This is a genomic window from Salipiger sp. (genome assembly GCF_048261495.1).
Classification (GTDB): Bacteria; Pseudomonadota; Alphaproteobacteria; order Rhodobacterales; family Rhodobacteraceae; genus Salipiger.
Genome location: NZ_JBLXFX010000013.1, coordinates 90,975 through 100,307 on the forward strand (window position 1 = coordinate 90,975; position 9,333 = coordinate 100,307).

Consider the following 9,333-nt stretch of genomic DNA (forward strand, 5'->3'; position numbering starts at 1 on the left):
CCGGAAAGTACCATGAGCAAGAAGCATCCCATCATCTCCGTCACCGGCTCGTCCGGTGCGGGCACAACGACGGTCAAGACGACCTTCGACCAGATCTTCCGCCGCGAGGGGATCCGGGCCGTCAGCATCGAGGGCGACGCCTTTCACCGCTTCAACCGTGCCGACATGAAGGCCGAGCTCGAGGCGCGCAAATCCGCCGGAGACGAGACGTTCTCGCATTTCTCCTACGACGCCAACGAATTGGGAGAGCTGGAAAGCATCTTCCGCACCTATGGCGAAACCGGCCGTGGCCGGACCCGTCACTACATCCACGACGACAAGGAGGCCGAGCGTCACGGCACGCCGCCGGGCCATTTCACCGACTGGACACCGTTCGAGGACGACAGCGACCTGCTGTTCTACGAGGGGCTGCACGGCGCGGTGGTCAACGAGGAGGTGAACCTGGCCTCCCGCGCCGATCTCAAGATCGGGGTGGTGCCGGTCATCAACCTCGAATGGATCCAGAAGATCCACCGCGACAAGGCCTCGCGCGGCTACACCACCGAGGCCGTGACAGACACGATCCTGCGCCGGATGCACGCCTACGTGCACTGCATCTGCCCGCAATTCGTGGAGACGGACGTGAATTTCCAGCGCGTGCCCGTGGTCGACACCTCGGACCCGTTCATCGCCCGCTGGATCCCCACCGCGGATGAAAGCCTCGTGGTGATCCGGTTCAAGAGCCCGCGGGGGATCGATTTCCCCTATCTCACCTCGATGATCCAGAACTCCTGGATGAGCCGCGCCAATTCCATCGTGATCCCGGGCGGCAAGATGGACCTCGCCATGCAGCTGATCTTCACGCCGATGGTCCAACGCCTCGTCCACGAATCCAAGCGCGCCTGAGGGAGGATGCGATGACCATTCAGACCCCCGTCACCCGGACCACCGAAGACCTCATGGCCAACGCCATCCGCGCCCTTGCCATGGATGCGGTGCAAAAGGCCAACTCCGGTCATCCCGGCGCGCCGATGGGCATGGCCGACGTGGCGACCGTGCTGTTCAACCGCTTCGTTTCGGTCGACCCGAAGGACGACAGGTGGCCCGACCGCGACCGCTTCGTGATGAGCGCGGGGCACGGTTCCATGCTGGTCTATGCGATCAACCACCTGCTCGGCTACGACGACATGCCGATGAGCCAGCTTCAGGCCTTTCGCCAGCTCGGCGCCCGCACGGCGGGGCACCCGGAATACGGCCATGCCAAGGGGATCGAGACCACGACCGGCCCGCTTGGTCAGGGCATCAGCACCGCCGTCGGCATGGCGCTGGCCGAACGCATGCTGAACGCCCGCTTCGGGTCCGACCTGATGGACCATTACACCTATGTCATCGCCGGCGACGGCTGCCTGATGGAGGGGATTTCCCATGAGGCCATGGACCTTGCGGGCCATCTGAAACTCGGCCGGATGATCGTGCTCTGGGATGACAACGGCATCACCATCGACGGCGGCACCGAGCTTTCGACCTCGACCGACCAGAAGGCCCGCTTCGCCGCCTCCGGCTGGCATGTGCAGGCGGTTGACGGCCATGACAAGGAGGCGATCGCGCAGGCCATCGAGGCGGCGCGCGCCGATCCCCGCCCCTCGATGATCGCCTGCAGGACGGTGATCGGCTACGGCGCGCCCAACAAGCAGGGCTCGCACGACGTGCACGGCGCGCCGCTGGGCGAGGACGAGATCGCCGCGACCCGCGAGGCGCTGAACTGGCCGCATCCGCCGTTCCACATCCCCCCCGAGGTCACCGAGGCATGGCGCGCCATCGCCCGCCGGGGGGCCGAGGACCGCGAGGCCTGGGCGCGGCGCCTGTCGCAAAGCCCGCTGGCGGACCGCTTCCGCGCCGCCTTCGGCCCCGTCGACACCAAGGCGCTTGATGCCGCGATCTGCGCCTACAAGCATCGCCTGTCGCAGGATGCGCCCAAAGTCGCCACCCGCAAGGCGAGTGAAATGGCGCTGGAGGTGGTGAACGGCACCCTGCCCGACATGGTCGGCGGCTCTGCCGACCTGACCGGGTCGAACCTGACCCGGACCAAGGGGCAGACCCCGGTCGGACCCGGCGACTACGCGGGCAATTACATCCACTACGGCATCCGCGAACACGGCATGGCCGCCGCGATGAACGGCATCGCCCTGCACGGCGGCCTGCGCCCCTATGGCGGCACCTTCCTCGCCTTTGCCGACTATGCGCGCGGCGCGATGCGGCTCTCGGCGCTGATGGGGGTGCCCGTCGCCTACGTGATGACCCACGACAGCATCGGCCTCGGCGAAGACGGTCCCACCCACCAGCCGGTGGAAACCATCGCCTCGCTTCGCGCCATGCCCGACATGCTGGTGTTCCGCCCGGCCGATGCGGTGGAAACCGCCGAAGCCTGGCAGATTGCCATGGAGCAGACCCGCACGCCCTCTGTCCTCGCCCTCTCCCGGCAGACCCTCCCGACCGTGCGGCGGCGTCACACCGACGCCAACTGCTCCGCCCGTGGCGCCTATGTGCTGCGCGACGCGCCCCGACGCGACGTGACGCTCATCGCCACGGGCTCCGAAATCGAGATTGCGCTGGCCGCATGCGACACGCTCACGGCAGAGGGCATCGCCGCCGCCGTGGTCTCGGCCCCCTGCTTCGAACTCTTCGCACAGCAGGACGCGGCCTATCGCACCGCCACCCTGGGCGCGGCCCCGCGCATCGGGATAGAGGCCGCGATCCGCATGGGCTGGGATCTGTTCCTGCGCCCCGAAGACGGCTTCATCGGCATGACCGGGTTCGGGGCCTCCGCCCCGGCGGCCGACCTCTACCGCCATTTCGGCATCACGGCAGAGGCGGTCGCCGGCCTCGCCAAACGACTGATATAAAAGAAAGAGGGACACGGATGACTGTCAAGGTTGCCATAAACGGCTTCGGCCGTATCGGGAGAAATGTGCTTCGCGCCATCGCGGAGTCGGGGCGCAACGACATCGAGGTCGTGGCCATCAACGACCTCGGCCCGGTCGAGACGAATGCCCATCTGCTGCGCTACGACTCGGTGCACGGGCGCTTTCCCGGCACCGTCACGGTGAAGGGCGCGACCATCGACCTCGGGCGCGGGCCGATCGAGGTGACGGCACTGCGCAATCCCGCCGAACTGCCCTGGGACGGCGTCGACATCGCGATGGAATGCACCGGCATCTTCACCGACCGCGCCAAGGCCGCGACGCATCTGGAGAACGGATCGAAGCGCGTCCTCGTCTCCGCCCCCGCGACGGGTGCCGACAAGACGGTGGTGTTCGGCGTGAACCACCGCGATCTGCGGGCCGAGCATGTGGTCGTCTCCAACGCCTCCTGCACCACCAATTGCCTGTCGCCCGTCGCCAAGGCGCTGAACGACGCCATCGGCATCGAAAAGGGCTTCATGACCACGATCCACAGCTACACCGGCGACCAGCCGACGCTGGACACCATGCACGGCGACCTCTACCGCGCCCGCGCCGCGGCGCTGTCGATGATCCCGACCTCGACCGGCGCGGCCAAGGCCGTGGGGCTGGTGCTGCCGGAACTCGACGGCAAGCTCGACGGCGTGGCGATCCGGGTGCCGACGCCCAATGTCTCGGTCGTCGACCTGACCTTCGAGGCCTCCCGCGACACCACCGTCGACGAGGTCAACGCCGCCATCCGCGCCGCCGCCGACGGGCCGCTGAACGGGGTGCTGGGATATACGGACGAGCCCAACGTCTCGACCGATTTCAACCACGACCCGCACTCCTCGATCTTCCACATGGACCAGACCCGGGCCATGGGCGGGCGGATGGTGCGTATCCTGAGCTGGTACGACAACGAATGGGGCTTTTCGAACCGCATGGCCGACACCGCCGTCGCGATGGGGAGGTTGATCTGATGGTCACTCCGATCACCTCCATCGACGTGAAGGGCAAACGCCTGCTGGTGCGCGCGGATCTGAACGTGCCCGTGGACAAGGGCCGCGTGACCGATGCAACCCGGATCGACCGTTTCGCGCGCGGCATGAAACCCCTGCTGGAACAGGGCGCGCGTCTCGTGATCCTCACCCACTACGGGCGCCCTAGGCCGAACGAACTGGACCCCGGGTTTTCCGTCGACAAGCTGCGCCCCGCCCTGTCCGACGCGCTCGGCGTGCCGGTCCGCTTCTCGGACACCTGCGCCACCAATGCCGCCGTGATCCTGTCCGAAAGCCTGCACGACGGCCAGGCACTGCTGTGCGAGAACCTGCGGTACAACCCCGGCGAGGCGGCGAACGATCCGGCCTTTGCCGCCGCGCTGGCGCTGCTCGGCGATGTCTACGTCAACGATGCCTTTTCCTGCGCCCACCGCGCCCATGCCTCGACCGAAGCCATCGCGCGGCTGCTGCCCGCCTATGCCGGCCCCCTCCTGATCGAGGAGATGGAGGCGCTGACCAACGCGCTTGAGCGGCCCGAGAAGCCGGCGGTCGCCATCGTCGGCGGGGCCAAGGTCTCGTCCAAGATCGCGGTGCTGAAGAACCTCGTCGGCAAGCTCGACGCGGTGATCGTCGGCGGCGGCATGGCCAACACCTTTCTCTTTGCCCGCGGCTGCCCGATGGGCAAGTCGCTGCACGAGGCGGACCAGGTCGGGACCGTGCGCGAGATCGAGGCGCTGGCGGCGAAATCGGGCTGCGAGATCCTGCTGCCCACCGACATCGTCTGCGCCACCGCCTTTGCCGAGGATGCACCCGCCGTCACCGTCCCCGCCGACCAGTGTCCGGACGGCACGATGATCCTCGACGCGGGCCCCGAAAGTATCGCTGCCTTCAACGCAAGGCTCAACCACGCCCATACGATCCTGTGGAACGGCCCCCTTGGTGCCTTCGAGATCAAGCCCTTCGATCAGGCCACCATGCAGGTCGCCCGCAGGGCGGCATCCCTCAGCCACGAGGGCCGCGCCGTCACCGTCGCGGGCGGAGGCGACACCGTCGCGGCGCTGAACGCTGCCGGGGTCACGGGCGACTTCACCTATGTCTCCACCGCCGGTGGGGCATTCCTGGAATGGCTGGAAGGCAAGACGCTGCCCGGCATCGCGGCCCTCATGCCGCCCAAACAAGCCGCCTGACGGGAGGATATCATGGCGCTCATCACACTCAGGCAACTGCTGGACCACGCCGCAGAACAGACCTACGGCGTCCCGGCCTTCAACATCAACAACATGGAGCAGGGTCTGGCGATCATGCGCGCGGCGCAGGCCTGCGACGCGCCGGTGATCCTGCAGGCCTCGCGCGGGGCGCGCAGCTATGCGGGTGACGTGATGCTGCGGCACATGGTCGAGGCGCTGGCCGAGATGTTCCCGCGCAACCCCATCGTGCTGCATCAGGACCACGGCAACAACGACGCCACCTGCCTCTCGGCGATCCGTCACGGCTTTACCTCGGTGATGATGGACGGCTCGCTGGAGGAGGACATGAAGACCCCCGCCTCCTACGACTACAACGTCGAGATCACCGCCCGCGTGACCCGCGCCGCCCATGCGGTCGGGGCAAGCGTGGAGGGCGAACTGGGCGTACTCGGCTCGCTGGAGACCGGCGAGGCGGCAGCCGAGGACGGCTCGGGCGCCGAGGGCAAGCTGGACCATTCGCAGCTTCTCACCGACCCCGACCAGTCGGTCGACTTCGTGATGCGGACCAAGTGCGACGCGCTCGCCATCGCCTGCGGCACCTCGCACGGGGCCTACAAGTTCACCCGCGAGCCCGACGGCGAGATCCTGTCGATGGAGACCATCGCCGCGATCCACGAAAAGCTGCCGAACACGCACCTCGTCATGCACGGCTCCTCTTCGGTGCCGCAGCACCTTCAGAACCTCATCAACCAGAGCGGCGGCCACATGCCCCAGACCTGGGGCGTGCCGGTCGAGGAGATCGAAAAGGGCATCCGCATGGGCGTCCGCAAGGTCAACATCGACACCGACTGCCGCATGGCGATGACCGGCCAGTTCCGCAGGATCGCGATGGAGGAGCCGGCGGAATTCGACCCGCGCAAGTTCATGATCCCGGCGATGAAGGAGCTGGAAGCGCTCTGCCGCGACCGTTTCGAACGCTTCGGCACCGCCGGACAGGCCGGAAAGATCACCCCCGTCAGCCTTGACGACATGGCCCGCCGCTACGCCAGCGGCGCGCTCGACCCCCGGATTGCGGCCGCCCGCGCCGCCTGACCCCTCAGAGGAGGAGAAGACCCATGAACGACATGTCCACCGTCACCGACGCCAAGAAGCGCTATTCCGCAGGCGTGATGAAATATGCCCAGATGGGCTACTGGGAACCGGATTACACGCCCAAGGACACCGACGTGATCGCGCTGTTCCGGATCACCCCGCAGGACGGAGTCGACCCGGTCGAAGCCGCCGCCGCCGTGGCGGGCGAAAGCTCCACCGCCACCTGGACCGTGGTCTGGACCGACCGTCTGACCGCCTGCGACAAGTACCGCGCCAAGGCCTATCGCGTCGACAAGGTGCCGAACTCCGACAGCGAATACTTCGCCTACATCGCCTATGACCTCGATCTGTTCGAGCCGGGCTCCATCGCCAACCTCACCGCCTCGATCATCGGCAACGTCTTCGGCTTCAAGCCGCTGAAGGCCCTGCGGCTCGAGGACATGCGCCTGCCAGTGGCCTATGTGAAGACCTTCCAGGGCCCCGCCACCGGCATCGTGGTGGAGCGCGAGCGCCTGAACGCCTACGGCCGCCCGCTGCTGGGCGCGACCGTCAAGCCGAAGCTCGGGCTCTCGGGCCGCAACTACGGCCGCGTGGTCTACGAGGCGCTGAAGGGCGGGCTCGACTTCACCAAGGATGACGAGAACATCAACTCGCAGCCCTTCATGCACTGGCGCGACCGCTTCCTCTACTGCATGGAAGCCGTCAATCGCGCCTCGGCCGCCACGGGCGAGGTGAAGGGCACTTATCTGAACGTCACCGCCGGTACGATGGAAGAGATGTACGCCCGCGCGGAATTTGCCAAGTCGCTCGGCTCGGTCATCATCATGATCGACCTCGTGATCGGCTACACCGCGATCCAGTCCATGGCGAAATGGGCGCGCGACAACGACATGATCCTGCACCTGCACCGCGCGGGGCACTCGACCTACACCCGCCAGCGCAGCCACGGCGTCAGCTTCCGCGTCATCGCAAAGTGGATGCGCCTCGCCGGGGTCGACCACCTGCACGCGGGCACCGTCGTCGGCAAGCTCGAAGGCGATCCGGCCACCACCAAGGGCTACTACGACATCTTCCGCGAGGAACGGAACCCGATGGCGCTGGAGAACGGCATCTTCTTCGACCAGGACTGGGCCTCGCTCAACAAGATGATGCCGGTGGCGAGCGGAGGCATCCACGCCGGACAGATGCACCAGCTTCTCACCTATCTGGGCGAGGACGTGGTGCTCCAGTTCGGCGGCGGCACCATCGGCCACCCGCACGGGATCGAGGCGGGCGCAACCGCCAACCGCGTGGCGCTGGAGGCGATGGTCTTCGCCCGCAACGCCGGGCGCGACATCTGGAACGAGGGCCCGGACATCCTGCGCGACGCGGCCCGCACCTGCACCCCCCTCAAACAGGCGCTCGACGTCTGGAAGGACGTGAGCTTCAACTACGCCTCCACCGACGCCCCCGATTTCGCGCCGACCCCCGAAGTCTCCATGTGATCCGGCTGCGGCGGGCCCGGCCCGCCGCCCGCAACCCCCAATCCACGAAAGGAAAATCCCATGCGCCTGCGTCAGGGCCAGTTCAGCTTCCTCCCCGACCTCACCGATTCCGACATCCACGCCCAGGCCCAGTATGCCATCGACAACGGCTGGGCGGTCTCGGTCGAGTATTCCGACGACCCGCACCCCCGCAACACCTACTGGGAGATGTGGAGCCACCCGATGTTCGACAATCCGGACGCCGCCGCGGTGGTCTTCGAGGTCAACGAATGCCGCAAGGAACACGGCGGCAAGTACATCCGCGTCATCGCCTTCGACAGCACAGCCGGGTGGGAATCCATCCGCATGAGCTTCATCGTCAACCGCCCGGCCGACGAACCCGGCTTCCGCGTCGTCCGCCAGGAAGGCGAGGGCCGCAGCGTCCGCTACACCATCGAAAGCTACGCGATGCGCGAGCCCGAAGGCCGCCGCTACGCCTGATCCCTTCGCGGCGCCCCCGGTCCTCCACCGGGGCCCGCGACCAGGGGCGCCCATCCCCTCGGGCGCCCCGCCCTGCCCACGATGCCGCTCACGGAGCACCCAGATGACCGACACACCGTTACCGCAGACCGAGCGCACGACCTCCGTCGATCTCGCCGCCTCCTACGAGGACAGCGGCGTGCGCGAGGTGCTGGCCGAACTCGACGAGACCATGATCGGCCTCGCGCCGGTGAAATCCCGCATCCGCGAGACCGCCGCCCTGCTGCTGGTCGACAAGGCCCGCCGCGCCATGGGCCTCGCCACCGGCACGCCGACCCTGCACATGAGCTTCACCGGCAACCCCGGCACCGGCAAGACCACGGTGGCGCTCAAGATGGCAAGCCTGCTGCACCGCCTCGGCTATGTCCGCAAGGGCCATCTGGTAACGGTCACCCGCGACGACCTCGTCGGCCAGTACATCGGCCACACCGCCCCCAAGACCAAGGAAGTGCTGAAGAAGGCGATGGGCGGCGTGCTCTTCATCGACGAGGCCTATTACCTCTACCGCCCCGAGAACGAACGCGACTACGGCCAGGAGGCGATCGAGATCCTGCTGCAGGTGATGGAGAACAACCGCGACGACCTCGTGGTGATCCTCGCCGGCTACGCCGACCGCATGGACCGCTTCTTCGAAAGCAACCCCGGCTTCCGCTCGCGCATCGCACATCACGTCGAGTTTCCCGACTACAGCGACGACGAACTGCTGCGGATCTCCGACATCATGCTGGGCGAACAGAGCTACATCTTCGACGACGCCGCCCGCGCCGCCATGGCCGACTACATCGCCGCCCGCCGCACCCAGCCGCATTTCGCCAATGCCCGCTCGATCCGCAACGCCCTCGACCGCGCCCGGCTGCGCCAGGCCAACCGCCTCTTCAACGAGGCGAAGGGCCCGCTCGGCGCGAAGGAACTCTCGACCATCCGTGAGACCGACCTGCGCGCCTCCCGTGTCTTCCGCGGCGGGCTGGACGTCGAGCGCCGGATGCGGCAGGCCGCCGAATAACCCCTTCTTCTGGCTCGAAATATCCCGGGGGGATCGCCGCAGGCGATGGGGGCAGCGCCCCCTCCCCGCTCACCACAGGGAACCACGCCCATGACCATCGACCGCTCCGTCAAGATCGCCCCCTCCATC

General features: G+C 67.3%; 8 protein-coding genes. All 8 read left to right on the plus strand.

Going from position 1 to position 9,333, the window contains the following annotated elements:
- Positions 1 to 12 precede the first annotated feature (12 nt).
- The 8 genes from ACN0RJ_RS20085 (at position 13) to cbbX (ending at position 9,204) form a co-directional block, all read left to right on the plus strand.
- The gene (locus ACN0RJ_RS20085; protein WP_417725443.1) at positions 13 to 885 is read left to right on the plus strand and encodes a phosphoribulokinase; all 873 of its coding nucleotides are present in this window, start codon (positions 13 to 15) and stop codon (positions 883 to 885) included.
- An 11-nt stretch (positions 886 to 896) separates the two neighbouring features.
- Entirely contained in the window at positions 897 to 2,882 is a 1,986-nt protein-coding gene (gene tkt / locus ACN0RJ_RS20090) for a transketolase (protein ID WP_417725444.1), read from the plus strand.
- Between the two features lie 17 nt (positions 2,883 to 2,899).
- Entirely contained in the window at positions 2,900 to 3,901 is a 1,002-nt protein-coding gene (gene gap / locus ACN0RJ_RS20095; protein WP_417725445.1) for a type I glyceraldehyde-3-phosphate dehydrogenase, read from the plus strand.
- Positions 3,901 to 5,106 carry a phosphoglycerate kinase gene (locus tag ACN0RJ_RS20100; RefSeq protein WP_417725446.1) on the plus strand — a complete coding sequence of 402 codons (1,206 nt, stop codon included), beginning with the start codon at positions 3,901 to 3,903 and terminating at the stop codon, positions 5,104 to 5,106. The genes gap and ACN0RJ_RS20100 overlap by 1 nt, the downstream gene beginning before the upstream one ends.
- A 12-nt stretch (positions 5,107 to 5,118) precedes the next feature.
- The gene (fba, locus tag ACN0RJ_RS20105) at positions 5,119 to 6,198 is read left to right on the plus strand and encodes a class II fructose-bisphosphate aldolase (protein WP_417725447.1); all 1,080 of its coding nucleotides are present in this window, start codon (positions 5,119 to 5,121) and stop codon (positions 6,196 to 6,198) included.
- Between the two features lie 23 nt (positions 6,199 to 6,221).
- Positions 6,222 to 7,682, plus strand: a complete 1,461-nt coding sequence (locus tag ACN0RJ_RS20110; protein WP_417722152.1) for a form I ribulose bisphosphate carboxylase large subunit — start codon at positions 6,222 to 6,224, stop codon at positions 7,680 to 7,682.
- 60 nt (positions 7,683 to 7,742) lie between these two features.
- Positions 7,743 to 8,162: a ribulose bisphosphate carboxylase small subunit gene (locus tag ACN0RJ_RS20115; protein ID WP_417725448.1), complete on the plus strand. Its 420-nt coding sequence runs from the start codon at positions 7,743 to 7,745 to the stop codon at positions 8,160 to 8,162.
- A 103-nt stretch (positions 8,163 to 8,265) separates the two neighbouring features.
- Positions 8,266 to 9,204 carry a CbbX protein gene (gene cbbX / locus ACN0RJ_RS20120; RefSeq protein WP_417725449.1) on the plus strand — a complete coding sequence of 313 codons (939 nt, stop codon included), beginning with the start codon at positions 8,266 to 8,268 and terminating at the stop codon, positions 9,202 to 9,204.
- The last annotated feature ends 129 nt before the right edge of the window (positions 9,205 to 9,333 follow it).

Coding starts and splice junctions, on each gene's coding strand:
- ACN0RJ_RS20085 (WP_417725443.1), top strand. CDS start 13: ATGAGCAAGAAGCATCCCATCATCTCCGTCACCGGCTCGTCCGGTGCG.
- tkt (WP_417725444.1), top strand. CDS start 897: ATGACCATTCAGACCCCCGTCACCCGGACCACCGAAGACCTCATGGCC.
- gap (WP_417725445.1), top strand. CDS start 2,900: ATGACTGTCAAGGTTGCCATAAACGGCTTCGGCCGTATCGGGAGAAAT.
- ACN0RJ_RS20100 (WP_417725446.1), top strand. CDS start 3,901: ATGGTCACTCCGATCACCTCCATCGACGTGAAGGGCAAACGCCTGCTG.
- fba (WP_417725447.1), top strand. CDS start 5,119: ATGGCGCTCATCACACTCAGGCAACTGCTGGACCACGCCGCAGAACAG.
- ACN0RJ_RS20110 (WP_417722152.1), top strand. CDS start 6,222: ATGAACGACATGTCCACCGTCACCGACGCCAAGAAGCGCTATTCCGCA.
- ACN0RJ_RS20115 (WP_417725448.1), top strand. CDS start 7,743: ATGCGCCTGCGTCAGGGCCAGTTCAGCTTCCTCCCCGACCTCACCGAT.
- cbbX (WP_417725449.1), top strand. CDS start 8,266: ATGACCGACACACCGTTACCGCAGACCGAGCGCACGACCTCCGTCGAT.